The following is a 25,934-nucleotide window of genomic DNA, read 5'->3' on the forward strand; positions in this document are numbered from 1 at the left end:
CGGCGGCCGTCAGCCCGGTGCCAGCTCGCCGCGCAGCCGCATGGAGCGCAGGACCAGCTCCAGCTCGAAGCGGATGTCCGGGTCGTCGATCTCGTCACCCCACAGCTCTCTGATCTGGCGCAGCCGGTAGCGGACCGTCTGCGGGTGCACGCCGAGCCGGCCGGCCACCTCGGGAGCGCCGCCGCGGGTCTCCAGCCAGGCCAGCAGGGTCTCGGCGAGCCGGCGGCTGTGGGCGGGGCCGCAGGCGGCGAGCGGGGCGAGCCGGCGGCGGGTCAGCCCGGCGATCAGCTCTTCCGGCGGCAGCAGGACGAGCGCCTCGGTGTGCTCGGTGCAGGAGAGCAGCTCCCCGCCGGGCAGCAGGGCGCGCTCCATCAGGCCGACGGCGGCCCGGGCCCAGCGCAGCGACTTGGCGGCCTCGACGAGGGGCACCGGCGGCCCGACCGCACCGGACCAGCCGGCCGTCGCCCGCCGCAGCAGCTCGGCGCGGCCGGGCGTCTCCGGGTCGGGGACGACCAGGCGGGGCTGCTCGCACTCCATGTCGAGGAGGACCTCGTCCTCGACGGCGGGCGGGACGGCGGAGCGCGCCGGCCGGACGAGGACGGCGACGGCGACGGTGTGCGGCACCCGCCAGCCGATACGGGCCGCGCGGTCGGCGATCAGGTCGGCGCGGTCACCGGGGCCGCGGGGGTGCGGGTGCTCGGTGAGCAGCAGATCGAGGAGGCGGCGCTGGAGACGCAGGCGCTCCCCGGCCTGCCGGGCGGCGGCCTCGGCGTAGCCGCGCACCGACTCGGCCACCAGTCCGTCCAGGTACTGGAAGCCGGACTCGGCCAGCTCGTACATGGCGGGCGGCGGGATGGCCATCTGGGTGCCGATCTCGGCGAGCCGGCGCCAGGCGAGGCGGATGCCGAGCCGGTAGACGGCCTGGAGCGAGTCGAGGCTGCGGCCCTGGAGGACCTCGCCGCGGCCGAACTCCTGGAAGACCCGCGGCGGGACGTGCGGGGTGTCGAGCCCGGTCTCCAGGTGTTCGACGAAGTGTTCCAGCGCGCGGCGGATCCCGATGAGGGCCATGGGCTCGCCGGACTCGTCCAGAGCCAGGGAGAGCCCGGGGTACTCGCGGCGGATGGCGGTGAGGATGTCCTGGGCGAGGACGGGCACCTCGGTCATGGCACGCCGGGCGAACTGCTGTACGCGCAGGGCGGGAACGTCCTGCCAGGCCGAGCGCGAGGTGGCGGCCTTCACGTCAGCCTCCCGGGGTACCGGTGTCCGGCGCGGAGTCGGAGGGCGCGTCGAAGTCCCCGGTGGAGGCTCGGCCGGGGGCCTCACCGGGCGGGGAGGAGCCGGGCGCGGACGAGGAGTCGCTCGCGGAGGGATCCTCGGACGGTTCCGAGGCGTCGGGGGACGCGCTGCCGGAAGCGTCCGGGGAGGCGTCCGGCGAGGCGGCGGACGGCGTGGGGCCGCCGAGGCCGGGGATCTCGTCCGGCGACGAATGGAAGTGCACGAGCGGCTCGTTGGGCTGCTCGGGGGTGGCATCGAGCGCGGCGACGATGCCGAGGCCCGTACCGACGGCGAGGCCGGCGGCGGCCACACAGGTGAGCGCGGCGGCGAGGAGTCTGTGCATGGCGGAGGCGGACCTCTCTTCGTCGGTGCCGTGAGGCTGTCGGGCCGTGCGCACACGCGCCGGCCCGGTGCGACGGCCCCGCCCCGGGTACCTGTCCCTCCTGGATTGCTGAGTGTCGGGAAGCATTGACTGCGTGTCAAGGGACGGCCTACGGTTTCCGGCCCATACGGACCCTGACGACCGAAGCGGGCCGCCTGGGCGCCAACTGGCCTGCCCGCACGCGCACTTGCTCCGCTTTCCGCAGCCTTCCGCAGTCCCCCGCACGCGCACTTCCCCGTTTCCGCAGTCTCCCTGCCCCGGCCCGAAGCCCGGATGCCGCAGGCCAAGACCACCCCGGAGTGCCCCGCCATGCGCCGTACCGCCTCGCCGCTCGCCCTCGTCCTGCTGGGCCTGGGCGTCTTCCTGCTCGTGCTCGCGCCGATGCTCGCCTGGTACGTCGAGCCGCGCGCCAAGCGCACCCCCACGGATGTGAACATCACCTCCGTCTTCACGGGCACCGGCTCGTACTTCGACCAGCAGGAGCTGAAGACCAAGGACGATCAGCAACTGACCCTCACCCGGCGGGTGTTGGGCGATGTGGCGGCCAGCGAGAAGAGCGGCCGGGCCGTGTGGGACGTCTCGCAGACGATCGACAACCCGAAGACGCGCAAGCTCGACGATCCGCGCAAGTCCTTCCAGTGGACGACGGAGCGCTGGGTGACGGACCGGAAGACCAACCGGCCGGTGGACTGCTGCGGCTCCAAGCCGGCGGACTTCAGCGGCGAGGCGTATCTGAAGTGGCCGTTCGATGTGGAGAAGCGCACCTACGCGTGGTGGGACGGCACCCTGGGCGACTCCGTCCCGCTGCACTACCGGGGCAAGGCGAAGGTGCGCGGCTACGAGGGGCTGCGGTTCACCGGCACGGTCGAGCCAGCCCGCGCGGGCACCCGGCAGGTGCCCGGGCTGCTGGTGGACCGGCCGAAGAGCGGGCAGGTCAACGCCGAGGAGTGGTACGCGAATTCGGGCATGGAGTTCATCGTCGACCAGCGCACGGGACGGATCCTGTACGCGGCGACGGGACCGCGGATGGTGCTGCGTGCGCCGGGCGGCAAGAGCGACAAGGTGACGCTGCTGGAGAGCGACAAGCTCGCCTTCACCGCGAAGACGCAGGCCGAGGCCGTGGAGCTGGCCAAGAAGGACAACGAGCAGCTCCGGCTGGTGGGCGGGACGGCACCGGCCGCGGCCGCACCGGCGGGTGCGCTGTGCACGGTGGCGGGCGGTGTGCTGGTGGCGCGGGGACGCCGCCGGCGGACGGGCGGCGCGGGGGCGCACGCGGGAGCCTGAGCACGGGAACACCCCGCACGCGGCGGGGAGCGCGTTCCGCGCGCTGCGGACCGGGAGCAGCTCGCGGCGCGGCAGCCCCGTGCGCCGGGAACGCCTCGGAGAGCGCGAAGTGATGAGGCGTCAGGGGAAAACGGCGCCAAAATTGTCACTCCGGTGAGTAGCCACCCCCGAACGCAGCGACGAACACTGAGCCTCCGGCGTGCACCGCCCCGCGCGCCCGTCCCCCCGCACTTCCGGCACCACGGCACCACCGGAACCGCCGCCGGCGGCACCTGAGCCGCCGGTGACGCCCCGGGCACCACCGGAAGAAACACACCGCCGGAAGAACGACGCACCACCGGCACCTGAGCGACCGCCCGTGCGCGCACCCGCACGGGACCCGTGCACGACCCGCGTCACGACCGGTTCCTCCCGTATCCAGAGACGAGTTGGAGCACATATGCCCCAGCACGTACCACCCTCCCTGGTCCCCCCACACGGCACGCCCGCCGCCCTCGCCTCCGCCGGCCCCACCCGGCACGAGGCCGCACCGCGCCGGCACCGGGCCGCCGATCCAGGGTCTCCCCGCCGCATCGTCTTCCTGGCGCGGCGGGATCTCGGCAATCCGGCCGCCGGCGGCTCCGAGCTGCTGGTCGACCGGATCGCCGAGGGACTCACCGCACACGGCCACCAGGTCACCCTGCTGTGCGGCGGCCCGGCCGCCCACCGGGACTACCGCGTCGTCTCGGCAGGTGGCGACGCCGGGCACTTCCTGCGTGCCCGCGGCGCCTTCGCCCGCCGGATCGGCGAGTGCGATCTGCTGGTCGAGGTGTGCAACGGGATGCCGTATCTGGCCCCGCTGTGGCACCACGGCCCCACGCTGTGCTTGGTCAACCACGTGCACACCGATCTGTGGGGCATGCGTTATCCGGCGCCCGCCGCCCGGCTGGGCCGCCGGCTGGAGCACTGGGCGCTCGCGCACAACCACCGGCGCAACCTCAAGGTGGCCGTCTCCGGTTCGACCGCGCAGGCGCTGACCCGGCTCGGCGTACCGGACGAGGAGATCCGCATCGTCCACAACGGCGTGGAGGAGCCGCCCCCGGCCGTACCGCGCTCGCCCGGGCCGCTGTTCCTGGCGATGGGGCGGCTCGTCGAGTACAAGCGGATCGATCTGCTGCTGCGGCTGTGGGAGCGGGTCCGGCCGGTCACCGGCGGACGGCTGGTGATCGTCGGCGACGGTCCCGAACGGTCCGCGCTGGAGGCCATGGCCGGTCCCGGTGTGACGTTCACCGGACACATCGGCGAGCGCGCGAAGCACCGACTGCTGTGCCGCGCCTGGCTGTTGCTGCACCCCTCGCTGGTCGAGGGGTGGGGGCTGGTCGTCATGGAGGCGGCGGCACGCGGCACCCCGGCGATCGGCTTCGACATCCCCGGGCTGCGCGACTCCGTCGAGGACGGCGTCACGGGGCTGCTCGCGCGCGGCGAGAGCGCGTTCGCCGCCCACTGGTGCGCGCTGGCGCTGTCCGCCGGGCGGCGCGCCGCCATGGGCCGCGCCGCCGAGCGCCGGGCCGCCCGGTACCGCTGGGCGGAGACGGTGCGCGGCTTCCGCGCGGTGGCGGCGGAGGCGTACACGCGCGCCCAGGCCCCGGCGGCCGGGCGGGCGGCGGGGCCGGCGGCAGGGCGGGCGGCCCCGCCCGGCCGCCCCGCGTACGGCGGTGGATCCGCCGGGGCCGGTGTCCCGGCCACCGCCGTCCGGACCCGCGCCGCCGGTGCGGTCGGTGCGGTCGGCGTCGACGGTGCCGCCGGTGCGGTCGACGGTGCCGCCGGTACCGGCCGTCCGACGGGCACCGGCAGTCCGCCCGGTGTCGGCGGTCCCGGCGGCACCGGCGGTGGGTCCGCTGCCGGCGGTGGCTCCGCTGCCGCCGAGGGGCGGGCCCTCCCCGGCGTCCGTTCCGCGGGGCGGTGAGGGGGCGTGCGCGAACCCCGCGATCCCTCCCTGCGAAGATCCGTCGCGCTCTTCCGTGCCTTCCTGCGTGAGCAGACCGACCCCGAGCACTGCTACGGGCTGCTCGCGCGGGACGCCGTCCGTCAGGTGGAGCGGCATGTTCCGCTGGCCGGCCGCACCGTGGTGGACGTCGGCGGGGGCGGCGGGTGGTTCACGGAGGAGTTCCGCCGCAGGGGCGCGCACGCCTTCCTGTTCGAGCCCGATGTGCGCGAGCTGCACGCGGGCGGGCGCAGGCCGCTAGGCGCCGTCGTCGCCGACGGCTATCTGCTGCCGCTGGCGGACGCCACCGCCGATGTGTGCTTCTCGTCCAACGTGCTGGAGCACGTGGCCGATCCGCACACCTTCCTGTCCGAGATGGTGCGGGTGACCCGGCCCGGCGGGCTGATCTACGTCGCGTTCACCAACTGGTACTCGCCCTGGGGCGGTCACGAGACCGCGCCCTGGCACTGGTTCGGAGCCGAGCGGGCCCGTGCGCGCTACCAGCGGCGCACGGGCCGCCCGGCCAAGCACACGCTCGGCGAGAACCTCTTCGCCGTGCACATCGGGCCCACCCTGCGGCACGTCCGCTCGCGCGAGGACGTGCGGCTGGTCGCGGCCCGCTCCCGCTACTGGCCCTTCCTCGCGCACGCGGTCGCCCGCGTGCCGGGGCTGCGCGAGTTCGCCACCTGGAACCTCCTTCTCATCCTCCGGCGGTGTCCCTCATGACCACGACCGTCCAGGCGCCACCCCAGACCCCGGCCCCGCAGCCCGAGCCCGTGCCGCCGCCGGACGGGCCGCGGGGCCGGTGGTGGCTGCTCGGCTTCTGGGCGGTCGTGTTCGCCGCCTTCCTGGCCGCGTCGCCGGGGAGGACGACGTTCGAGACGAAGCTGGGCGTGGCCGCCGACCCGTGGAGGTTCCTCGGCGATCTGGGCGAGCTGTGGCACAACAGGGGCGGCTTCGGCGGCATCGCCGACCAGTACGCCGGCTATCTGTTCCCCTCGCTGCCCTACTACGGGCTGACCGATCTCCTCCAGATCCCGACGTGGCTGGCCGAGCGGCTGTGGATGTCGCTCGTCGTCGCCGCCGCGTTCTGGGGAGCCCTGCGGCTGGCCGAGCGGTTCGGCACCGGGACGCCACGCACCCGGCTGACGGCCGCCGTCTGCTACGCGCTGTGGCCGACGTACACCATCGTGGTCGGCTCCACCTCGGCCGCCGCGCTGCCCGGCGCCGTCCTGCCCTGGGTGCTGCTGCCGCTCACCTCGCGTTCGGTGGCGCCGCGGGTGGCCGCTGCCCGGTCGGCGCTGGCCATTCCCTTCATGGGCGGGGTCAACGCCGCCTCCACGCTCGCCGCGCTGCTGCCGGTCCTGCTGTACATCGCCACCCGCACGGGCCGCCCGCGCCGGGCCCTGCTGGCCTGGTGGCTGCCCGGGGTGGTGCTGGCGACGGTCTGGTGGTGGGTGCCGCTGCTGCTTCTGGGCGCGTACGGCGAGGACTTCATGCCGTACGTCGAGACGGCCGACACCACGACGAGCGCCATGTCGGCCACCGAGATGCTGCGCGGCGCCGGCAACTGGACGGCCTACCTCCACTTCGGGGAGCCGTGGCTGCCGGCCGGCTGGACCGTCGCCGCCGGCTGGCTCGCCGTCCTCGGCGGGGCCTTCGCCGCCGCGCTCGGCCTGGCCGGGCTCGCCCGCCGCGATCTGCCCGAGCGGCGCTGGCTGGTGCTCACCGCCCTCACCGTCACCGGCATCGTGCTCGCCGGGTACGGCGGCGCGCTCGGCGCCCCCTTCGCCGAGCAGATCCAGGGCTGGCTGGACGGCTGGCTGCGCCCGTTCCGCAACATCTACAAGTTCCAGCCCGGGCTCGCCCTCGCCCTGTGCCTGGGGCTCGCGCACCTGCTCGGGGTCGCCCTCGACACCCGCGGCACGCGCCGGCTGCCCGGCCGCAGGCTGCTGCCGTGGGTCGCGGCGCTGGCCGTGCTGCCGGGGCTGTGCCTGCCCTACGTCAACGGGGACATCCTCCAGTCCGGCGGCTTCACGCAGCTGCCCCGGCACTGGCAGCAGACCGCGGACTGGCTGCGCGCACACTCCCCGCACACCCGTGCGTACGTCACCCCCGCCACCGCGCACGGCATCTACACCTGGGGCTCGCCCATCGACCAGCCGCTGGACGTGCTCGCCAAGTCGCCCTGGGCGCAGCGCGATTACGTCCCGTTCGGCACCCCGGGCAACCGGCGCGCGACCGACGCCGTCGAACAGGCGCTGATGAGCGGCGGCGAGGTGCCCGGGCTCGCCGACTACCTGGCGAGGGCCGGGCTCTACGACGTCGTCGTGCGCAACGACCTCGATCCGGACCAGGCCGGATACGTCCCGCCGCAGACGGTCAAGCGGACGCTGGAGGCGTCCGGCTACCGCAAGGTCAAGGGCTTCGGGCCGACGCTGACCGGTGGACGCATCCCGCCGGACACCCCGCTCCAGGTCGCCGGCTTCTATCCGCGCCAGAAGGCCGTGGAGATCTACCGGCCGACGGGTGTCGAACGCCCCGGCAGGGTCGCGCTCCGGCCCGTCTCCGGCACGGCACAGCTCAGCGGCGGCCCGGAGGCGCTGCTTCCGCTCGCCGGTGACGCACGGCTCAAGGACCGCCCCGTGGTGCTCACCGGCGACCACCACCCGGGCCTGGGCACCCCGCCGCTCCAGGTGAACGGGGACGGGCTGCGCCGTGCCGACACCCGGTTCGGGCTCGTCAACACCAACACCTCGCACACCTACACCGCCACGGAGCGCAACCACCCCGACAGCGTCCAGCGGCCGGGCAAGGAGCCCAAGCAGATCCTGCCGACCGAGGGCACCGGCCACCAGACGACCTCGGTGCTGCGCGGGGCGCGCTCGGTGACGGCCTCCAGCAGCGGCAACTGGCTGTTCCATCTGCCGCAGTTCGAACCCGTCGGCGCGTTCGACGGGAACCCGGACACCGCGTGGGCCGAGGGCTCCGCCGGCGAACCGGAGGGCCAGTGGATCAAGATCGCCTTCCAGGGCGCCGTCGACGTGCCCGACCGGATCGAGCTGACCCCGCTGGCCGGGACGCCCTCCCGCGCCGCGCCCACCCGCGTCCGGATCGAGACCGACCACGGCGCCACCGAGGACATCCTCCGGCCGACCGGCGAGCAGCAGCGGGTCAAGGCCCCCAAGGGCGCCGCGCACTGGCTGAAGCTGACCATCACCGATGCCCAGACCCCGCGCGCCGGACTCTCCGGCGCCGGGTTCTCGGAGATCCGGATCCCCGGCGTCCAGGTCACCCGGCTGCTGAAGCTGCCCGCTGACGGCAAGAACACCGGCTCCGGCAGCGAACTCGTCTCGCTGCACCGGGGCAGCGACCCCGGCGGGCTCGCCCCGGCCTCCGAAGAGCTGGGCCTGCACCGGCAGTTCGGCACCGCACAGCGCGGCACCTGGGACGTACGCGCCCGCGCCCTGCCGGTGCCGGGCGACGCACTGGACCAACTGCTGGACGAGGCCGCGCCCGGCTCCCGGGACCGCATCACCGCGACCGCCGACTCCACCGCGCGAACGGGCACCTCGCTCAGCGCCCGCAATCTGGTGGACGGCAATCTGTCCACGGCGTGGATCGCCGGGGACAAGCCGACGATCCATCTGCGCTGGCCGGAGAAGAAGAAGATCGACGAGATCGTGCTGGCGCCGGCCGGCGGCATCTCGGCCGCCGCGCAAGAGGTACGGATCAGCTCGCCGGACGGCGGGACGACGGCCGGAGTGGACAAGAACGGCCAGGCACGCTTCGAGCCGATCACCACCGACCGGCTGACGCTGACCGTCACGAAGACCCGGAAGCTGACCGTCCACAACCCGGTGGCCGACCGGAACCTCCAGCTGCCCGTCGGCCTCAACGAGGTCTACCTCCCGGCGCTGGACGAGTACCGCGTGCCCGCGCCCGGACCCGACGAGACCTTCGAACTCCCCTGCGGCAAGGGCCCGATGCTCGCCGTCGACGGCACCCTGCACGCCACCCGGGCCCAGGGCAAGGTGCGCGATCTGACCGAACGCCGGCCGGTCGACGTCGAACTGTGCGCGGGCGAGGCGCAGGACGGCCGCCTCTCGCTGGACTCCGGCACCCACACCGTCGAAGCCGGGCACACCGGCCCGCTGGCGCTCACCGACGTCACCTTCGGCCGGGGAGAGGACGGCGGCGCACGCGCGGCCGGCGCACGCGGCCGCGCGCCCGAGGAGCGCGGCAGCACCGCCCGCGACTGGGCGGGCGACGAGCGCACCGTCGAGGTCGCCGACGGACCCGCCGCCTACCTCCAGACCCACGAGAACGCCAACGACGGCTGGAAGGCCACACTCGACGGCGAGGAACTGACCCCGCTCCGGCTCGACGGCTGGCAGCAGGGCTTCCTCGTGCCCGCCGGCAAGAAGGGCACCGTGCACCTGGAGTACGAGCCGGCCGGCTGGTACCGGGGCGGCCTGCTCGCGGGCGGCCTGGGCATCGTCGCCCTGCTGGGCCTCGCCTTCGTCCGGATGCGCGCCGGCAGACCGCTCGGCGACGAGGACGCGCCCCCGCCGCCGGCCGGCTGGGTGCTGGGCACCGTCGCACTCACGCTGGTGCTGGCGCTGGTCTCCGGCCCGTACGCGCTGATCGTGCCGGCGCTCGCGGTGGTGGCCCGGCTGCGCTCCCGGGTGCTGGTGCCCGTCGCGCTGGTCGCGATGGCGGGCGCGGGTGTGCTCGCGGCGCTCGGCGCGGCGGACGCGCTGGCCGAACAGCGCGGCGCCTACGGGCACGTGGCCCAGGCCCTCGCCCTGCTGGCCCTCGCCGCCGCCCTGGTGAGCCCGCCGCACCGCCGCCTGCCGGCGCAACACCCCGCACCCGCGCCCCCACCCGACCCGGACCCCGGCCCGCCGGACCCCGGACTCCCCGGCCACCCCGGACCTTCCGGCCCCCCTCAACCGGCGCCCGCACACCCGCCGTACGCCGACCCGTACGGGCCGGACCCCCAGGGCCCCGTCCCCTACGCGCCCGCCTCGCACGGAACCGCTCCGCACGGCCCCGGCCCGTACACCACCGCACCGCGAGGGCCCGAACCCCAGGGGGCCGGACCGTACGGACCCGGACCGCACGAGCGGTACGGACCCGGACCGCACGAGCCCGGTCCGTACGCGCCCGGACCGCCCCAGGGAACCGGACCGTCCCAGGGAACCGGACCGTCCCACGGAACCGGACCGTCCGACCGGCACGAGCACCGCACCGCGCGGCCCCCGCAGCCGCCCGGCCGGGGGGAGGAACCCACCGCATGACCGCACCGCACCGGCACGCCGGAAACGCGCCCGCCGACGACGGCGCCGGCTCCCGGCCGCACGACGGCCCCCGCACGGCACACACCGGCGCGGGCGCCCGCCCGCGGACCGGGCCCGACGGCGGGCCGCGCGGCCGGGAGAACGGCCGGGAGAGGGAGCGGCGCATCCCCTTCCCCACCGTGGACGAGATCAGCCGGCACTGTCTGACGGACGACGAGCCGGAGACGGTGCACGTCGAGATCCATCTCCCGTCGCGGCCCGAACCGGCCCGGCTGCGCGCCGCGTTCGCCGAGGCCATGAGCCGCCATCCGCGCGTCCTGGTCCGCCAGGCCCCCGCCCACTGGTGGCGTCCCCGGTACGAGTGGGTGCTGACGGACGGACCGGACACCGACCCCGTCGCCTACCCCGGCGGCACCCTGGAGGAGGCCAGACGGCGGGCGCTCACCGACTGCCCGCCGCTGGACACCTCGCCACCGTTCCGCGCCGAGGTCGTCGAACACCCGCCCGGCTGGGTCCTGTTGCTCACCATCAACCACACGGCCCTGGACGGCCCGTCCTGTCTGCGCGTCGTGGCCACGGCTGCCGAGCTGTACGGCGGAGCCGACAACGCCCCGGCCCCGCCCCCCGTGCGTGCCGCGGCCCCCGCGCCGCCCGGCGGACAGCGGCCCGGCCGTACCGGCTCGCCCTGGGCACGCCCCGCCCGGGTCGCCGCCGACACCCGGCACCCCGGCGGACCGGACGGCTCCGGCAACGGGATGCTGATCGCGGACCTCCCGGTACCGGCCCGGCCCCCGCGCGAACCGGGCGAACCGGCCGCCTGGACCGTCAACGACCAGCTCCTGGTGGCCACCTGGCTGACGCTGGTCCGCTGGAACCACGCACACCGCGCGCCGCAGCGTCCGGTGCGGATCACCATGCCGGTCGACGACCGCCCGCGCACCGCCGAGATGCCGCTCGGCAACGGCACCCGGCTCGTCGAGGTCACCTTCGGCCCCCTGGAGCGCACGCTGCACGGACCGCTCACCGCCGACGGACCGCCCGACCCGGCCGCCGTCGCCCGTATGCTGCGCGCCACCGCCGCGCACACCCGCGCGCTGAAGTCCGCCGAGCGCCCCCAACTCGGCTTCAGCGGCGATCTGCTGACCGCGCCCGTACTGCCCGTGGGACTGCGCGCCGCCGGCATCCGCGCCCTGCGCCGCGCCGCCGGCCCCTGGGCCTCCAGCACGCTCCTGTCCAACATCGGCCGGGTGCCCTACCCGCTGGACTTCGGGGACGCCGGACGCGCACAGGCCGTCTGGTTCTCCGCGCCCGCCCGGATGCCGCGCGGCCTGTCCGTGACCACCGTCTCCACCGGCGGCCGGCTCCAACTGGCCCTGCGCTGGTCCCGCGCCCGACTGGACGACGAGGCCGGCGCCCGTCTGGGCGCCCTGTTCACCGAATCCCTCACCGCCACCTCCTGGCACCCTCCCGAACCCGAACACCCCACTACCTCCGGACACCCCACCGCCTCGGGGCACCTTCCCGAGTCCCGACGCCCCGCCGCCTCCGGACGCCCCGGCACCTCCGAACGACCGGACGGCACCGGGCGGTCCGACGCCTCTGAGCAGCCCGACGCCCACGAACAGCCCCACGCCCGTGAACAGCCCGACGCCCCCGGCCGCCCCGGCACCTCCGAGCAGACGAGCGCCTCCGCTGGGCCCGACGCCCCCGCCGAGCCCAGCACCCCCACCCCGCCGGACACCCACCGGAAGCCCGCCCCGGCCGACGCACCGGACGCGCCGGACCCAACGGATGCACCAGAGGCAGCAGACGCCACGGACGCGCCGATCACACCGGGCACACCGATCACACCGGTCACTCCGGGCACGGACCCCGACCAGGGCCCCACCGCACACCAGGAGCGCCCACGCCGGGCCCCGCAGCGGGGCGACGGCCGGCTGCCGGACGAGCCGACGAAGGAGGAGCGCGCATGACCCGCACCGCCCGTGCGGCCGACGCGGCGGCCGGAACGCCCGGCGCCGCGGACCCGGCCGGGCCGCCCCGCTCCCTGCACGCGCTGTACGAGGACCCGCGGACGCCGGTCGCCTCCGGCCCCGACCGGGCACGGCGGCAGGCGGCGCTGCTGGCCCGGGCGCTGGGCCCGGTGCCGTCGACCGTGCTGGACATCGGCTGCGGCGACGGCAGCGCGGCGGCCACCGCCTCCCGGCTGCTCGCCCGGCACCGGATCGTCGGCGTCGACTGGTCCCAGGACGCGCTGCGGCGGGCCGCCCGGCACCTGACCGCGGTACGCGGCGAACTCTCCGCCCCCGGGCTGCCGTTCGCCGACGGCTCCGCCGACGCGGTGCTGTTCTCCGAGGTCATCGAGCACCTCGTCGACCCGGACGCGGCCCTGGACGAGCTGCACCGGGTGCTGCGCCCGGGCGGGCATCTCCTGCTGTCCACCCCGAACCTCGCCGCCTGGTACAACCGCGCCCTGCTGCTGTTCGGCACCCAGCCGCTGTTCTCGGAGGTGTCCCTGCGCGGTATCCACGGCCGCCCCGGCAGCCAGGTCGTCGGCCATCTGCGGCTGTACACCGCCCGGGCGCTGCGTTCGATGCTGCCCGCCGCCGGGTTCCGCGTCGTCCGGGTGGCCGGAGCGCCCTACCACGACGTGCCGCGCCCCTTCCGCCCGCTGGACCGCGCCGCCTGCCACGCGCCGTCCCTCGCCTCCATCCTGCTGGTGCACGCCCGGGCGGTGCCCCGGAACGCCGGGACCGCCCCGCCTTCGGGACCGGGCGGGCGCTGATGGTGTGGGGCGTCGCCGCTGCCCTGGTGGCCAATCTGCTGTTCAGCGCCGGCTTCGTCATCGAGAAGCGTGCCCTGTCCGCGCTGCCGCCCCTGTCGGCCGGGCGCCCCGCGCGGCTGGTGCTGCACCTGCTGCGCAGCCCCCTGTGGATCCTGGGCGCCGCCGCCCTGCTGCTGGGCTTCGCCGCGCAGCTCCTCGTCTACCGCACCCTGCCGCTGGTGGCGGCGCAGGGCCTGTTCGTCACCGGTCTGGTGATGCTCCTGCTGCTGTCCGCGCTCTTCCTCGGCGAGCGTGCCAGCGGGCGGGAACGCCGGGGCATGGTCGCCATCGTGGCGGCGCTGGTCATGCTCGTCCTCTCGCTGCGCGACAGCACCGAGACGATCAGCCGTGCCGCCCCGGTCCCCGTCCTGCTCGCCCTCTGCGTGCCCTCGCTCGCGCTGGGCACGGTGCTGTTCCTGTCCGCCGAACGCCGCTCCCGCCGCCGCCACCGGCTGCCGACGGCCGGGGTCCCGTACGGGGTCGCCGTCGGCTTCCTGTACGGCGTCAGCTCGCTGGCGATCAAGGGGGTGGCGGGGCTGCTCGACCCCGCCGATCCGACCGGTACCGCGCGGGCCGTGCTCACCTCGCCCTATCCGTGGATCCTGCTGTTCACCGGCTCGACGGGCCTCGTGTTCTCCCAGACGGCGCTCCAGCGCTGCCGGGCCTCGCTGATCGTGCCGGTGGTCACCACCGTCAACTTCCTGTTCGCCACCGTCAGCGGCACCGTCGCCTTCGACGAGCCGCTGCCCACCGAACCGCTCCGCCTCGGGCTGCGGCTGGGCGGCGCCGTCGTGGCCGTCGCCGTCCTGGTGGCCCTGCCCCGCCACGAACCCGGAGCGGACGCGGACGCCGGGACCCGCGCGCTCCCGGCCGCCCCCGCGCCCGCGCGTGCGGCCCTGCCGCCCGGCCCGTCCGCCTCCGCCGATCCGGACCCGCCCGCCCTGCCGCCGGCGGGCCGCCCGCTGTCCGCGACGCTGCGGCCCGCCCCGCCCGAACACGCTCCCGAAAGGCCCTGACCATGCCGCTCTCCGCCGACGACCCCCTGCTGAAGATCCTCGCCTGCCCGCTGGACAAGGGACCCCTGCTGTACCTGGAGCCCGAAGAGGCCCTCTACAACCCGCGGTTGCGCCGCCGCTACCCCGTCGTGGACGGCATCCCCCAGCTCCTGCCGTCCTCCGGCGAGCAGGTCACCGAGGAGGAGCACACCCGGCTCCTCGGGCACGCCGACGAACCGGAGGCCCCCTCCTCATGACCCTGGCATCCCGTATCGGCCCCCGTCTGCCGGGCCCGCTGCTGACCCGCGCGACCGATCTGCTCTACCCCCGCTTCGAGCCCGAGCTGCGCCGCCTGGCGGACTTCTGCCCACGCGGCGGCACCGCCGTCGACATCGGCGGCTGGTACGGGCCGTGGACCCGTCGGCTGGCCCGCCGCGCCGAGCGCGTCGTCACCGTCGAGCCCGTCCCCCACCTGGCCCGCAGGCTGCGTGCCGAGGCACCGCCGAACGCCGAGGTCCTCCAGGCGGCGGCCAGCGACCGCACGGGCACGGCCACCCTGTGGCTGCCCCCGGACGGCCGCGGCGACCGGGGCGTCTCCTCACTGGTCCGCCGCGAGGTGCACGAGGCCGCGCTGGACGTGGACTGCCTCCCGCTGGACGAACTCGCCCTCACCGACGTCACCCTGGTCAAGATCGACGTGGACGGCAGCGAACTGGCCGTCCTGCACGGCGCCGAGACGACCGTCAAACGCGAACAGCCCGCGCTCTTCATCGAACTGGAGCTGCGCATCCAGCCGTTGGAGCCGGTGCTCGCGCTGCTGTCCTCGCTCGGCTACACGGGCTGGGTGCTGCCCGCACGCCACTGGATGCCGCTCGCGGACTTCGATCTGGCCGCACACCAGCGCCGTACCGCGCACGTCGCCGAACACGGCCTGCTGCGCCGCTCCCTCGCCCCGCACCGGCGCTACGTCAACTCGGTGCTCTTCCTCCCCGAGGGCCGCCGCCCCGGAGCGTGACCCCGCCCGCGCCACACACCCGCACGACACCGCCCGCACGACACCGCCCGTACGACACCTGCCCGCGGCACCACTGGCCGCGCGGCACAGCCCGCGCGACACGGCCCCGTGCGCCGTCACGCCGTCTTACGGGACGAACTCCCCCGGCTACCGGTCTTCTTGGCCGACGCCTTGCCGGACGCGGTCTTCTTGGCCGCGCCCTGCGCACCGGCCGCCTTCTTCCCCCGCGACGCCGCCGCCCCGCCCGCCTTGCCCTGCCCCGCCTTCTTGGCCGCGCTCTTCTTCGTGGCGGCCTTCTTCGCCGCGGTCTTCTTCGCCGCGCCCTTCGCCGCACCCCGCGTCGTGCCCTTCGCCGCGCCCCCGCCCGAGGCGGACCTCCCGCGCCGCCCGTCCAGCTCGTGGACGGTGGCCTCCCCGGCCTCCCTGCTCTGCGCCGCCTCCTGGACGCTGCGCTCCAGCACCGACATCAGATCGACGAGCTTGCCGGTGCCCGCCGCCGGCTCCCGCCCGACCGCCTCCGGCTCGGCACCCTCCGCCTTGGCCTCCGCCAGCTCCTCCAGCGCCTCCCGGTACTCGTCGTGCAGCTCGCCGAAGTCCAGCTCGCCCAGGGTCTCCATCAGGGCGTCCGCCATGTCGAGTTCGGCGTCCCGCACCGTCACCCGGCTCTCCGGCGCGACGCCCGACACGGGACGGATCTCGTCCGGCCACAGCATGGTGTGCAGGGCCAGCGCGTCCTCGTACACCCGCACCATCGCCAGGCTCTCCCGCGCCCGCAGCGCCAGCTTGGCGACGGCGACCTTCCCCGACCGGGTCAGCGCCTCCCGCAGCAGCACATACGGTTTGTCGGCCCGCTTGCCGTCGGCCGCCAGATAGTAGGTGCGGTCCAGCTGGATGGGGTCGATCTGCTCGGCGGGCACGAAGCCGAGGATCTCCACGGTGCGGGCCGTCGGCAGCGGAAGCGCCGCCAGATCGTCGTCCGAGAGCAGAACGCTGCGCCCGTCCTCCGTGCGGTACGCACGCCCGATCTCCTCCCGCGGCACCTCTTCCTCGTCCAGCTCGCACACCTTCCGGTAGCGGATCTGGCCGCCGTCGACGGTGTGCACCTGGCGGAAGGAGACGCTGTGGTTCTCGGTGGCGGAGACGACCTTGATCGGAATCGTGACCAGCCCGAAGGAAATGGACCCTTTCCAGATGGAACGCATACTTTGTCCCTTCCATGGGACTCTCAGGGTATGCCGCACACGGAGATCGGGGGCCACCGGCTGTCCCTCAGCAACCTGGACAAGGTGCTCTACCCGGCGACGGGCTTCACCAAGGGCGAGGCCATCCACTACTACGCCTCGGTCGCCGACGCCGTCCTCCCCCACCTCGACGGACGCCCGCTCTCGTTCCTCCGCTACCCGGACGGCGTCGAGGGCGAGAAGTTCTTCACCAAGCACGTCCCCCGCGGCACCCCCGACTGGGTGACCACCCACGAGATCACCGTCGTCAGCCGCACTCCGCTGCACCAGATCTTCCTCCAGGACGAGGCCAGCCTCGTCTGGGCGGCCAACCTCGCCGCCCTGGAACTGCACACCCCCCAGTGGCAGGTCCCGCGCCAGGGCAGGGCCGACCGGCTCGTCTTCGACCTCGACCCGGGAGAGGGCGCCGACATCCTCGACTGCCGCCACGTCGCCCGCTGGCTGCGCACCCGCGCCGCCGACGACGGCATCCACCTGCTGCCCAAGACCTCCGGCTCCAAGGGCCTGCACCTGATCGCCCCCATCGAGCCGCAGAACTCCGACGACGCCTCCGCCTACGCGAAACGGCTGGCCCAGGAGGCCGAGCGCGAGATGCCCGACCACGCCGTCAGCAAGATGGCCAAGGACCTGCGCCCCGGCAAGGTCTTCGTCGACTGGTCGCAGAACAACGCCGCCAAGACGACCGCAGCCCCCTACACCCTGCGCGCCAAGCCCCGCCCCACCGTCTCCACCCCGCTCACCTGGGACGAGCTGGACGCCGCCGGCAGCACCGACGACCTGGTCTTCCTCACCCGCGATCTGCCCCCGCGCATCGAGTCCCAGGGCGATCTGCTGGCCCCCCTGCTGGAGGCCACCGGCAAGGGCCGCGGCCGCCTGCCCGGCTGACCGGGAACACCGACGGCGGGCGACGGCAGCACCTGCCGACGCCCGCCGTCACCCGCCGCGACCGCCGGCGTCAGCCCTCGCCCCACTCGCTGCCGACCCGCGCACGCTGCCCGCGCACCGTCCGCAGCCGGTCGCTCACCTGCGCCGGCAGCCGGTCCCCCACGGCCTCCGCCGCCCGCGAGGCCGCCTGCCGGCCGCCCAGCACCGCGGCCTCGCCCATGTTGCGGACCGCCGGATTCTCCGCCATCCTCCGCGCCCCCTTCCTGAGCTGCTCGTACCGCTCTCGCCCCGCACGCGTGCCGAGCACGTACCCGATGACCACTCCCGCGACGAACGCGAGCCGGTAGCGCATGGTCAGCCCCTTCTGTCAGCTTCTGCTCTGTCGGCGACGACGATCAGCGTGCCGCACGGCGGTTCCGCACCGCCGGGTCAGGGGTACCGCGGGGGCCGCGACCCATACCGATTTCGGAGCACCCCCCGGCATGCGCTAATGTATTCACCGCCGCAAGGGAACGCCCCCGGGAACGGGAGCGAGACCGATGACACGGTCCCGTGTAGCTCAATCGGCAGAGCAGCCGGCTGTTAACCGGCAGGTTACTGGTTCGAGTCCAGTCGCGGGAGCTTCATCCGAAGGGCCTCCACCGGGGGCCCTTTTTCCGTGCCCGGCACCGCCCCGGCCCGCCCCCGCCCGCAACAGTTCGGGGAAAACGGGAACCGATCGCCCCTTCCCTGCGGTCCTCACCTGCGTAGATCTCCCCCGGCCCGGGCGGCAGATCCTATGAACAGCTATGCTGCGGCAGACGGCGCGCACAGATGTACGCGGTGCGCTGTTACGGGGCGGTAGCTCAGCCGGTTAGAGCAGCGGACTCATAATCCGTCGGCCGTGGGTTCGAGTCCCACCCGCCCCACCCGGAGTGGTCCCAGGAGAACCGTTTCTACCTGGGACAACACGCCCCCGGGGGTCACCACGCCCCACCGGTGACCCCCTTTCATCCATCCCGCCCAAGATCCGGTGGACCCGTCGTGGGCACGGCCGGGCACCTGCTCAAGAAGTAGGCGCCGCCGGGGTGCGTGCCGCGGGCTTCGGGCGGGTCAGCGGATGGCCACCGGGCTGACGGGGGAGCCGGCGCCGCCGGTGATGCGCAGGGCGGTGGCGGTGAGGAAGAAGTCCCAGGTGCCGTCGGCGCGGCAGGCTTCGGCGAGGTCCTCCAGGTTCCACATCTCGCCGAGCATCATCCCCATGTCCCGGATGAGGACGGCGTGCAGCGGCACCATGCCGTCGGAGGCGGGCAGCACCTCGACGCCCCAGTTGTCACAGGCGACCATCGCCAGCTCGCGCTCGTGGATCCACTCGGCGCACTCCGGCGCGAGGCCCGGCTCCTCCTCCAGCCAGCCCTGCCAGCCCTGGGTGAGCCCCTTGCGCAGCCAGCCGGTGCGCACCAGCAGGGCGTCGGCCGTGCCGAGTCGGACCCCGGCGGCCTCCTCGGCGCGCTCCAGGTCGGCCACGGTGACGGCGCGGCCGGCGGCGAGCCATTCGCCGCCGTCGAGGGAGGCGACGTCGAGCAGGACGGCGCGGCCGGCGAAGCCGGGGAGCGTGGCGTCGACGGCGTTCCGGGTCGCTCCGCTGCCGGGGGTCATGGCGTCGAGCGGGACACCGTTGTAGAAGGCGCCGTCGTAGCCGACGTGGGTGAGGCCGTCGAGCTGGGTGCCGGACTGGAGCGGCATGGTGATGAAGTCGTCGCTGATGGCGACGCCGTCCGGGCCGGTGAGGTCGTAGGGCGTGACGGACATGGTGTGCACGGGGTTGATGCGCTTCATCCAGCCGGTCTGCGGGCCGGAGTCGCCCACCGGGATGCTCAACTCGTAGCGCTCGCCGGTCCGTATGGCGCTCAGGGCCTGCTTGACCGTGTCCGGTGTGACGTAGTTGAGGGTGCCCTTCTCGTCGTCGTCGCCCCAGCGGCCCCAGTTGGACACCTTCCGGCCGGTCTTCTTGAACGCGTACTCGGTCATGTCGTGCCTTTCTCGTCGCGGAACGTCGCGGAAAGCCGCGGGCAGGGGAGCCCCTCACAGCTCGCACAGCCCGCACAGGCGGACGGGCCGGGGCGGTGCACTGATTGCACTCTTGACAGTGCACTGATTGCACTCCCCGATTCCGAGGGTAACCTCGGGGTGCAATGAGTGCAATAAACACAAAGATCCCGATGGACGACCCGGGCAGGGCGGAACAGTGAGCGGACCACAGCAGCAGGAACCCAGGCAGCAGCAGGAACCGGGCCGGCGTGCGCGCCGGAAGCGGGCGACCACGGCGCGGCTGCGGGACTCGGCGACCAAGCTGGCCGGGCAGTACGGCGCCGACCAGGTCACCATCGACGCGATCTGCGCCGACGCCGGGGTCTCCCGGCGGACGTTCTTCAACCACTTCGCCGCCAAGGACGAGGCGTTCCTCGCCTGGGACGAGGACGACGACGCCTACATCGTCGAGCTGATCACCGAGCGGCCCCGCTCCGAGAGCGCGGTACGGGCCGCACTGTGGGCCATGACGACGACGGCCTTCCCGCCGGAGCCGGGCAACCGCTCCACCGTCGTGCGCGAGGTCATGGCCCGGAATCCGGAGGTGGCGGCGCAGGCGACCGAGCTGACCCGGAAGGTCGTGCGCGCCGTCGAGCAGGGCATCGCCGCGCGCCTCGGACTGCCGCGGGACTCCCACGTCGTACGGGTCGGCGCCGTCACGGCCGTCGGCGCGCTCACCGTCACGATGCGCACGACCGAGACGGACGCGGAGCGGCGCGAGGAGCTGCTGGAGGAGACCTGCCGCCTGCTGGACGAGGGTTTTCTGAGCGTCCAGCCGGCCGGGGAGGACTGAGCGCCGGACCTTGCGTCAACCTCCATTGACAGATCCGCCGTGTCATCCTACGTTGACACCATGGCCGGATCGGATGCACACGAGACGGTGAGCACGGCGGAGGCCGCCGCGCACAGCGACCCGCGGGTCGGCCTGCGGGCCGTGGCCGCGCTGCGCCGGCTCACCGAACGACTGGAAGCGCTCCAGGTGGACAGCGCACGTCGCCAGGGCTGGTCCTGGGACGAGATCGGCGCCGCCCTCGGAGTCAGCAGGCAGGCCGTACACAAGAAGCACGCCAAGCGGACGGGGAGGTAGCGGTGTTCGAGCGGTTCAGCGCAGCGGCGCGCGAGGTCGTGACCGGCGCGCAGCAGGAGGCCCGCGCACTGGGACACGAGCGGATCGGCACCGAACATCTGGTGCTCGCCGCACTGCGGCACCCCCGGCAGCCGGGGACGACGACGCTGCGGGGGCTCGGTGTGACCGCGGAGGCGTGCCGGACCGCCGTCGCCGCGGTGGTGACCGGGCGGGACGCCGCACTCGACGCGGAGGACGCCCGGGCCCTGCGCAGCCTCGGTGTGGACCTGGAAGCGGTGCGCGGCCGGGCGGAGGAGGCGTTCGGCCCCGGTGCGCTGGACTCCCCTCAGACCCCCGCTCCCGCGCCGTCCACCCGTCGGCGGACACCCTTCGGCCGGCGGCGCGGCACGGGCAGCGGGCCGGCGACGCTCCCGCGCCATCTGCCGTTCACGGCCGGGGCGAAGAAGGCGCTGGAGCTGTCGCTGCGCGAGTGCCTGGCGCGCAAGGACCGGCGTATCGGCGTGGAGCACCTGGTGCTCGGGCTGCTGCGCTGCGCGGACAGGACGTCGCTCGCGCTCTTCGAACGGCTCGGCGTGGATCCCGCCGCGGCACACGCCCGGGTGCTCGACGAGCTGCGCCACACGGCCTGAACACCCCTCCCCCGGCCGGGAGTTCGACGGTTTCCGGGTTCGGGCGTACAACCCCCGCGGCGGGTGACGGGTCCAACTGGTATCCGGGGCATCAACCACATGCCTCCGATGGACTGTTACGACCTGCTACAGACCGAAAGAGGGGGAAAAATCACTATGCGTTCGACTCGGTATGCCAAGGGCGCCGTCATCGCCGCGACCTGCGCGCTGGCGCTCCTGCCGGCCGGAGCGGCCTACGCGGGCAGCGGCCCGTCCGCCCCGCAGCCGGAGAAGAGCCGGCGCTCCACGGCCCCGTCGCCCGCCGGGAACCCGGCCAGCAAGATGGCGAAGGCGGCCGGGGTCTGCGCCGACGCCACGGAGATCGGCACCCGCGGTCTGATCACCAAGGACGGCCGGACGGTCGCGTCGGTCAAGCAGTTCTACTCGAAGAAGTGCAAGGAGAACTACGGCTACCTGTGGGTGTGGGACAGCTTCCGTGACGGGGCGAAGCCCTACGACGTGACCGTCGGCGTCTACAGCTACAACGACGACAGCGTGCACGGCGAGCGCAGCTGGAAGGCGACCACCGGGCAGGAGTTCTGGTCCAACGGGGCGGACACCGTCTCGCACTGCACCGCCGGGGTGGGCACGCTGCGTCCCGCGGGCGCGCCGCAGCCCTCCCAGGCCGTCTCCCAGAAGCGCTGCTGACGGCCCAACCGCCGCCGGGGGAAGGGGAGAAGACGACAGGGCACGGGGGACGACAGAGGGCAGGGGAGCCCGGTTCCCGGCCGCCGCACCGGTGGCCGGGAACCGGGCTCCGTCGTGTGCGGCGCCGCCCTCGATCGCGACCCGCCGTGCGCTCAATCCCTCACTGAGGAAGCGCCGGATCTTACTGTGATGCCCCGGTATGAGCCAAATCACCGGAACATCCCTTTCTCCCTCAAGGAGGAGCTCCATGCGCATTTCCCTGTCGTCTAAGGCGGTCGTGGCCGCTGCGGCCTGTGCGGTGGCCGTTCTCCCGGCCGGCGCCGCCAGCGCCGGCGACGGCCCCAAGCCGCAGCAGGACGAGAAGGCGACGACGATGTCCACCGCCCCGGCTCCGGAGGGCAACCCCCACAGCCGGACCGCTCAGGCGTCGGGCGTTTGCAGCGACGCGTACCAGATCGGCAACAAGCGCTACATCAAGCGCAAGGGCCAGGTCATCGGCACCGTGCGGCAGTTCTACTCGCCGAGCTGCAACCGCAACTACGGCTACCTGTGGGTGTGGCAGAGCTTCCGCAACACGCACAAGAACTACGCCACCAACATCGCCGTCTACGACTTCAACACCAAGAAGCTGGTCGGCCTGCGTCAGTGGCACCGCACCAACGCGCAGGAGTTCTGGTCCGGCCCGGCCGCCACGGTCCGCCACTGCACCGCGGCCCGCGGCATGATCAAGGCCCGCTACGACTCGAAGCAGAGCTTCGCGTACTCCTCCAAGCGCTGCTGAACCACCGGCCCGTGCGGCCGGTGCGGCGGTGAAGCCGTAGGAGCAGCAACAGCACAGCGCAACAGCTAAGGGGCCCCGCCGCCGGTTTCGGCCGGCTACGGGGCCCTTTGGCATGCCGGGCCGCCGCCACAAGCCGGGTCCCTGTATGCCGGGGCACCGCCACATAGCCGGGTCTCTGTATGCCGGGGCGCCGCGTGCCGACTGTGTGCCGGGGCGCCGCGTGCCGGGCGGTGCGGACGGCCCGGCGGTCACACCGCGGAGGCCATACGGCGCACCGCCTCCGTGAGGATCTCCGGCGAGGTGGCCAGATTGAGCCGTGCGTACCCGGCGCCTCCGGTGCCGAACGCCGGGCCGGAGTTGAGGGCGACGCGGCCCCGTTCCAGGAAGGCCGCCGCCGGGTCGTCGCCCAGGCCCAGGGCACGGCAGTCGAGCCAGGCCAGGAACGTGCCCTCGCCCGGCAGATAGCGCACCTCGGGCAGCCGGTCCGCCAGGAGCCGGGCGAGCAGGCGCCGGTTCTCGTCGAGCCCGGCCAGCAGGGCGTCCAGCCAGCCGGTCCCGTGCCGCAGGGCGGCGGCGTGTGCGATGACGCCGAGATGGCTGGGGCCGTGGCTCACCTCCTCGGGCATGGCGGCCAACTCGCCGGCCGCGTCCGCGCCGGCCACCGCCAGCGCCGCCTTGAGGCCCGCGAGGTTCCAGCCCTTGGACGCGGACATCACGGAGAACGCGCGCTCGGTGCCGGGCACCGTCAGATACGGGGTGTGGCGGGCGCCGGGCAGGACGAGCGGGGCGTGGATCTCGTCGGCGACGACGCGGACGCCGTGTGCGGCGGCGAGCCGGGTGGCCTCGGCCAGTTCGGCGGCGGTGTGGACGGTGCCCGTCGGGTTGTGCGGGTTGCACAGCAGATAGGCGGCGCGGGTTCCCCGGGTGCCGGTCGCCCGGGCGAAGGCGGAGCGCAGGGTGGCCGGGTCCAGTCGGCCGTCGGGGGTGAGCGGGGCCTCCACGACGCGGCGGTCGAGGTGGGTCAGGAACTGGTAGAAGGGCGTGTAGACGGGCGAGTTGACCACCACGGGATCGCCCGGGCGCGTGATCAGCTTCATCAGCTCGACGATGCCGAGCATCACGTCCGGGACGAGGGCCGTGCGTTCGGACGGCAGTTCCCAGCCCCAGCGGTCGCGGGTGAAGACGGCGAGCGCGTCGGTGTAGGTGCGTGCCACCGGGTAGCCGGTGTCGCTGGCGCGGACGGCCTCGTGCAGCGCGCGGGCGACCGGCTCGGCGAGCGGGACGTCCATCTCGGCCACCCACAAGGGCAGCACGTCGGGGTCGTAGGTGCGCCACTTCATGCTGGTGCGGCGGCGCAGCTGGTGGAGGGAGCAGGCGCGGAGGGGGTTCTCCACGGGGGTCGTGCCGGGGGCGCGGGCGGTGTCGTCGGAGGGGGCGCCGGACGGGTCGCCGGAGGGGGCGGGGGCGCTGTCGGGTTCGGGCGCTGTGGGGTGCACGGGACCCTCTTTCCTGTGGGGGCTGTCGGACCGGATTCCCGGGGGCCGTCGGCCCGGGCTCCTGGGGGCTGTCGGACCGGATTCCTGGGGCTGTCGGGCCTGTCCTCCGGCGGGGGCCGGGGCCCGTCTGCTCGGTTCCTGTCGGGGCCGGGGCCACCTGCGTCGGTTCCCGTCGGGCCGGGATGTGCTCGTCGGGTTCGGCGGGTTCGATGGGTTCGGCGGGGGCGACGGTGCTTCGTTCCTGGCCGTTCTGCTGCGGTCCGGCTTCGGGCCGCGTGGCTTCCTGCTCGATTCTCGTCCCGTCACGACCGGGTTTCCCAGGGGTTTCCGTGCGCCGCGGGGCGGAGGGGCGCGTACCGCTTTCCGGCCGGGCGGCCGGAGCGGGCCCGGCGGCCACGGCGGCGCGGCGGATGAGGCATCATTCCGGCCATGGGGATAGTCGCCGGAGTGGACAGCTCAGCCGAGTACACCAGCATCGTCGTCTGCGACGCGGACACGGGCGCCGTCGTCCGGCACGGGCACGCCGAGCACACCGGTGAGCGGGACGATCCACAGTCCTGGCTGCTCTCCCTGGGCAAGGCCGCCAGCACCGGCCAGCTCGCCGACGTCCGGGCCATCGGGGTCTCGGCCCAGCAGCAGGGCGTCGTCGCGCTGGACGCCGCGGGCGCGCCCGTGGGCCCCGCGCTGCTCGGCAACGATCCGCGGATGCAGACCTCGGCGGCCGATCTCGTCGAGGCGTTCGGCGGCCGGGCCGCCTGGGCGCAGGCCGTCGGCACCGTGCCGCAGGCGGCGCATCCCGTCGCGAAGCTGCGCTGGCTGGCGCGGGAGCAGCCCGAGGCGGCGCGGCAGGTGGCCGAGGTGTTGCAGCCGCACGACTGGCTGGTGTGGCAGCTGCTGGGGCGGCCGGCGCGGCGGGTGACCGACCGCGGTGACGCCTCCGGCACGGGCTACTGGTCGGCGGCGGGCGAGAGCTACCGGGCCGAGCTGGCCGAGCTGGCGCTGGGCCACCGGCCGGGGCTGCCCGATGTGCTGGGCCCCGCCGAGCCCGCCGGGCAGACCCCGGAGGGCCTGCTGATCTCGGCCGGCACCGGGCAGACGATGGCCGCCGCTTTCGGGCTGGGCATCGGGCTCGGGGACGCGGTGATCTCGCTGGGCGCCACCGGCTCGGTGTGCGCCGTGCACCACGAGGCGCTGACCGACCCGAGCGGGACGATCACCTCGTACGCCGACGCGACCGGGATGCATCTGCCCGTCGTGCGCACACTGAACGCGACGCGGGTGCTGCGCGGCACGGCCGAGATGCTCGGCACCGATCTGGACGGGCTCTCCGAGCTGGCGCTGCGGTCCACTCCGGGCGCCTCGGGGATGGTGATGCTGCCCTATCTGGAGGGCGAGCAGACGCCCGATCTCCCGCACACCGCGGGCTCGTTGCACGGGCTGCGCCGGGAGAGCATGAAGCCCGAGTTCCTCGCACGCGCGGCCGTCGAGGGCATGCTGTGCGGGCTCGCCGACGCGCTGGACGTGCTGCGCGGCCGGGGCGTGCAGGTGCAGCGGGTGTTCCTGCTGGGCAAGGCGGCGGGGCTGGACGCGGTGCGCACGGCGGCGCCGGGGCTGCTCGGGGCGCAGGTCGTGGTGCCGGAGCCGGCCGACTACGCGGCGATCGGTGCCGCGCGGCAGGCCGCCTGGGCGCTGTCCGGCTCCGGTGCGCCGCCGGCCTGGCCGGCCGCCGCCTGCCGGATCTTCGAGGCCGGTGACGAGCTGGCCGTGGGCCAGGCGGTGCGCCAGCAGTACACGACCGTGCGCGAGGAGGCGTACCCCGGCGCCTTCCCGGCCGAGCCGCACTCCGGTCAGCAGCCGCACGGCTGAGGCTGCCGGGGCGCGCGGTGCGGCGTGCGCCTCCGGGTTCGGCCGAGGGCGCTCGTCGGCGCCTTTGCCCGGACTTGACCGCGAACGCACGGGAAATACTCGACAATGCCCGACCAGAGCCCCGCCTTTCGCCGCACGTCCGGCGCCCGGG

Annotated in this window: 20 protein-coding genes, 2 tRNA genes and 2 pseudogenes; 18 read left to right on the forward strand and 6 right to left on the reverse strand. The window is 74.5% G+C overall.

What is annotated here, in order from left to right; genetic code table 11:
• Positions 1 to 9: 9 nt before the first annotated feature.
• On the reverse strand, positions 10 to 1,239 hold the full coding sequence (locus tag SCA03_RS17825; protein WP_030892810.1) for a PucR family transcriptional regulator: 1,230 nt from the start codon (positions 1,237 to 1,239) through the stop codon (positions 10 to 12).
• A 1-nt stretch (position 1,240) separates the two neighbouring features.
• Complete coding sequence (locus tag SCA03_RS36295) at positions 1,241 to 1,618, reverse strand: hypothetical protein (protein WP_230988787.1); 378 nt, start codon at positions 1,616 to 1,618, stop codon at positions 1,241 to 1,243.
• A 348-nt stretch (positions 1,619 to 1,966) separates the two neighbouring features.
• On the opposite strand from SCA03_RS36295, the gene pgfA reads away from it, so the two are divergent.
• The 9 genes and pseudogenes from pgfA (at position 1,967) to SCA03_RS17870 (ending at position 15,041) form a co-directional block, all read left to right on the forward strand.
• Positions 1,967 to 2,941, forward strand: coding sequence for a cell envelope lipid trafficking protein PgfA (gene pgfA / locus SCA03_RS17830; protein ID WP_030882681.1), 975 nt, complete (start codon positions 1,967 to 1,969; stop codon positions 2,939 to 2,941).
• Positions 2,942 to 3,380: 439 nt separating this feature from the next.
• Positions 3,381 to 4,559 (forward strand): annotated as a pseudogene (locus SCA03_RS17835) (glycosyltransferase family 4 protein); the annotation flags it as partial.
• Between the two features lie 333 nt (positions 4,560 to 4,892).
• Positions 4,893 to 5,630: a class I SAM-dependent methyltransferase gene (locus tag SCA03_RS17840; protein ID WP_030882427.1), complete on the forward strand. Its 738-nt coding sequence runs from the start codon at positions 4,893 to 4,895 to the stop codon at positions 5,628 to 5,630.
• The gene (locus SCA03_RS17845; RefSeq protein WP_141275495.1) at positions 5,627 to 10,207 is read left to right on the forward strand and encodes an alpha-(1->3)-arabinofuranosyltransferase domain-containing protein; all 4,581 of its coding nucleotides are present in this window, start codon (positions 5,627 to 5,629) and stop codon (positions 10,205 to 10,207) included. Before SCA03_RS17840 ends, SCA03_RS17845 begins: the two co-directional genes overlap by 4 nt.
• Positions 10,204 to 11,661 (forward strand): annotated as a pseudogene (locus tag SCA03_RS17850) (condensation protein); the annotation flags it as partial. The gene SCA03_RS17845 and the pseudogene SCA03_RS17850, both read left to right, overlap by 4 nt.
• Before the next feature lie 515 nt (positions 11,662 to 12,176).
• Positions 12,177 to 12,992: a class I SAM-dependent methyltransferase gene (locus tag SCA03_RS17855; RefSeq protein ID WP_086818389.1), complete on the forward strand. Its 816-nt coding sequence runs from the start codon at positions 12,177 to 12,179 to the stop codon at positions 12,990 to 12,992.
• A complete protein-coding gene (locus SCA03_RS17860) occupies positions 12,992 to 14,047 on the forward strand; it encodes a DMT family transporter (RefSeq protein ID WP_086818388.1) in 1,056 nt (351 codons plus the stop codon). The genes SCA03_RS17855 and SCA03_RS17860 overlap by 1 nt, the downstream gene beginning before the upstream one ends.
• 2 nt (positions 14,048 to 14,049) lie before the next feature.
• Entirely contained in the window at positions 14,050 to 14,283 is a 234-nt protein-coding gene (locus tag SCA03_RS17865) for a Trm112 family protein (protein WP_030882408.1), read from the forward strand.
• Complete coding sequence (locus tag SCA03_RS17870; protein WP_030882405.1) at positions 14,280 to 15,041, forward strand: FkbM family methyltransferase; 762 nt, start codon at positions 14,280 to 14,282, stop codon at positions 15,039 to 15,041. Before SCA03_RS17865 ends, SCA03_RS17870 begins: the two co-directional genes overlap by 4 nt.
• Positions 15,042 to 15,157: 116 nt before the next feature.
• Here the strand turns inward: SCA03_RS17870 and ku are convergent, their stop codons facing one another.
• Positions 15,158 to 16,243 carry a non-homologous end joining protein Ku gene (gene ku, locus SCA03_RS17875; RefSeq protein ID WP_086818387.1) on the reverse strand — a complete coding sequence of 362 codons (1,086 nt, stop codon included), beginning with the start codon at positions 16,241 to 16,243 and terminating at the stop codon, positions 15,158 to 15,160.
• 30 nt (positions 16,244 to 16,273) lie between these two features.
• Here ku and ligD point away from each other — a divergent pair, with 30 nt between their 5' ends.
• Positions 16,274 to 17,167: a non-homologous end-joining DNA ligase gene (ligD, locus tag SCA03_RS17880; RefSeq protein WP_086818386.1), complete on the forward strand. Its 894-nt coding sequence runs from the start codon at positions 16,274 to 16,276 to the stop codon at positions 17,165 to 17,167.
• Positions 17,168 to 17,237: 70 nt separating this feature from the next.
• Here ligD and SCA03_RS17885 read toward each other — a convergent pair whose 3' ends face one another.
• Positions 17,238 to 17,519 (reverse strand): hypothetical protein, encoded by a 282-nt coding sequence (locus SCA03_RS17885; RefSeq protein WP_030882391.1) that lies wholly within the window; start codon positions 17,517 to 17,519, stop codon positions 17,238 to 17,240.
• 196 nt (positions 17,520 to 17,715) lie between these two features.
• On the opposite strand from SCA03_RS17885, the gene SCA03_RS17890 reads away from it, so the two are divergent.
• Positions 17,716 to 17,788: transfer RNA gene (locus SCA03_RS17890), tRNA-Asn, on the forward strand.
• Positions 17,789 to 18,001: 213 nt separating this feature from the next.
• Positions 18,002 to 18,075: transfer RNA gene (locus SCA03_RS17895), tRNA-Ile, on the forward strand.
• A 184-nt stretch (positions 18,076 to 18,259) separates the two neighbouring features.
• Here SCA03_RS17895 and SCA03_RS17900 read toward each other — a convergent pair.
• Positions 18,260 to 19,177 carry a cyclase family protein gene (locus SCA03_RS17900; protein ID WP_030882388.1) on the reverse strand — a complete coding sequence of 306 codons (918 nt, stop codon included), beginning with the start codon at positions 19,175 to 19,177 and terminating at the stop codon, positions 18,260 to 18,262.
• Between the two features lie 217 nt (positions 19,178 to 19,394).
• Here SCA03_RS17900 and SCA03_RS17905 point away from each other — a divergent pair, with 217 nt between their 5' ends.
• The 5 genes from SCA03_RS17905 (at position 19,395) to SCA03_RS17925 (ending at position 22,421) form a co-directional block, all read left to right on the forward strand.
• Positions 19,395 to 20,030 carry a TetR/AcrR family transcriptional regulator gene (locus SCA03_RS17905; protein WP_030882385.1) on the forward strand — a complete coding sequence of 212 codons (636 nt, stop codon included), beginning with the start codon at positions 19,395 to 19,397 and terminating at the stop codon, positions 20,028 to 20,030.
• 60 nt (positions 20,031 to 20,090) lie between these two features.
• Positions 20,091 to 20,324: a hypothetical protein gene (locus SCA03_RS17910; RefSeq protein WP_051846704.1), complete on the forward strand. Its 234-nt coding sequence runs from the start codon at positions 20,091 to 20,093 to the stop codon at positions 20,322 to 20,324.
• Positions 20,325 to 20,326: 2 nt separating this feature from the next.
• Entirely contained in the window at positions 20,327 to 20,953 is a 627-nt protein-coding gene (locus SCA03_RS37005; protein ID WP_030892787.1) for a Clp protease N-terminal domain-containing protein, read from the forward strand.
• 156 nt (positions 20,954 to 21,109) lie between these two features.
• Positions 21,110 to 21,640, forward strand: coding sequence for a hypothetical protein (locus SCA03_RS17920; protein ID WP_030892785.1), 531 nt, complete (start codon positions 21,110 to 21,112; stop codon positions 21,638 to 21,640).
• Between the two features lie 247 nt (positions 21,641 to 21,887).
• Positions 21,888 to 22,421, forward strand: coding sequence for a hypothetical protein (locus SCA03_RS17925; protein ID WP_030882378.1), 534 nt, complete (start codon positions 21,888 to 21,890; stop codon positions 22,419 to 22,421).
• Positions 22,422 to 22,669: 248 nt separating this feature from the next.
• On the opposite strand, the gene SCA03_RS17930 is transcribed toward SCA03_RS17925, so the two are convergent.
• Positions 22,670 to 23,761 carry a MalY/PatB family protein gene (locus SCA03_RS17930; protein WP_086818299.1) on the reverse strand — a complete coding sequence of 364 codons (1,092 nt, stop codon included), beginning with the start codon at positions 23,759 to 23,761 and terminating at the stop codon, positions 22,670 to 22,672.
• Positions 23,762 to 24,346: 585 nt separating this feature from the next.
• On the opposite strand from SCA03_RS17930, the gene SCA03_RS17935 reads away from it, so the two are divergent.
• Positions 24,347 to 25,783 (forward strand): FGGY family carbohydrate kinase, encoded by a 1,437-nt coding sequence (locus SCA03_RS17935; RefSeq protein ID WP_051846703.1) that lies wholly within the window; start codon positions 24,347 to 24,349, stop codon positions 25,781 to 25,783.
• Positions 25,784 to 25,934: the final 151 nt, after the last annotated feature.

The sequence above is a fragment of the Streptomyces cacaoi genome, assembly GCF_006539165.1.
Lineage (GTDB): Bacteria > Actinomycetota > Actinomycetes > Streptomycetales > Streptomycetaceae > Streptomyces > Streptomyces cacaoi.

Bases quoted from the DNA above. Each gene is read 5' to 3' on its own strand.
- SCA03_RS36295 (WP_230988787.1), bottom strand. From the start codon at position 1,618: ATGCACAGACTCCTCGCCGCCGCGCTCACCTGTGTGGCCGCCGCCGGC.
- pgfA (WP_030882681.1), top strand. From the start codon at position 1,967: ATGCGCCGTACCGCCTCGCCGCTCGCCCTCGTCCTGCTGGGCCTGGGC.
- SCA03_RS17845 (WP_141275495.1), top strand. From the start codon at position 5,627: ATGACCACGACCGTCCAGGCGCCACCCCAGACCCCGGCCCCGCAGCCC.
- SCA03_RS17855 (WP_086818389.1), top strand. From the start codon at position 12,177: ATGACCCGCACCGCCCGTGCGGCCGACGCGGCGGCCGGAACGCCCGGC.
- SCA03_RS17860 (WP_086818388.1), top strand. From the start codon at position 12,992: ATGGTGTGGGGCGTCGCCGCTGCCCTGGTGGCCAATCTGCTGTTCAGC.
- SCA03_RS17865 (WP_030882408.1), top strand. From the start codon at position 14,050: ATGCCGCTCTCCGCCGACGACCCCCTGCTGAAGATCCTCGCCTGCCCG.
- SCA03_RS17870 (WP_030882405.1), top strand. From the start codon at position 14,280: ATGACCCTGGCATCCCGTATCGGCCCCCGTCTGCCGGGCCCGCTGCTG.
- ku (WP_086818387.1), bottom strand. From the start codon at position 16,243: ATGCGTTCCATCTGGAAAGGGTCCATTTCCTTCGGGCTGGTCACGATT.
- ligD (WP_086818386.1), top strand. From the start codon at position 16,274: ATGCCGCACACGGAGATCGGGGGCCACCGGCTGTCCCTCAGCAACCTG.
- SCA03_RS17885 (WP_030882391.1), bottom strand. From the start codon at position 17,519: ATGCGCTACCGGCTCGCGTTCGTCGCGGGAGTGGTCATCGGGTACGTG.
- SCA03_RS17900 (WP_030882388.1), bottom strand. From the start codon at position 19,177: ATGACCGAGTACGCGTTCAAGAAGACCGGCCGGAAGGTGTCCAACTGG.
- SCA03_RS17910 (WP_051846704.1), top strand. From the start codon at position 20,091: ATGGCCGGATCGGATGCACACGAGACGGTGAGCACGGCGGAGGCCGCC.
- SCA03_RS17920 (WP_030892785.1), top strand. From the start codon at position 21,110: ATGCGTTCGACTCGGTATGCCAAGGGCGCCGTCATCGCCGCGACCTGC.
- SCA03_RS17925 (WP_030882378.1), top strand. From the start codon at position 21,888: ATGCGCATTTCCCTGTCGTCTAAGGCGGTCGTGGCCGCTGCGGCCTGT.
- SCA03_RS17930 (WP_086818299.1), bottom strand. From the start codon at position 23,761: ATGAAGTGGCGCACCTACGACCCCGACGTGCTGCCCTTGTGGGTGGCC.
- SCA03_RS17935 (WP_051846703.1), top strand. From the start codon at position 24,347: ATGGGGATAGTCGCCGGAGTGGACAGCTCAGCCGAGTACACCAGCATC.